Source organism: Paraburkholderia sp. SIMBA_030, assembly GCF_046535245.1.
GTDB lineage: Bacteria > Pseudomonadota > Gammaproteobacteria > Burkholderiales > Burkholderiaceae > Paraburkholderia.
Window position 1 is genome coordinate 1 of record NZ_JAWRXB010000889.1, and the last position, 260, is coordinate 260.

General features: G+C 59.6%; 1 pseudogene. It reads left to right on the forward strand.

The features are described from left to right. Positions 1 to 92: 92 nt before the first annotated feature. Positions 93 to 260 (forward strand): annotated as a pseudogene (locus tag SB772_RS42575) (hypothetical protein); the annotation flags it as partial.

Genomic DNA, 260 nt, shown 5'->3' on the forward strand with positions numbered 1-260 from the left:
GCCACGTTCCTGCACTCATTACTCCTGCACGGGGCGGCACACCAGGCCGCTTGGCCGGAGTCAAGGTCCCGGAAATTACGGCTGGGTTCTGGGTGGCGAAGGTTCTCACAACTGGGATGGGTGAAACGACGTCGGACTATTTGGTCCATAGCATGAACCCGGCATTAGCATTGGCTCTGGGCGGGGTTGGGCTGGTTGGCTCACTTTTACTGCAGTTCCTCGTCCGCCGCTACGTCCCCTGGATCTACTGGCTAGCTGTG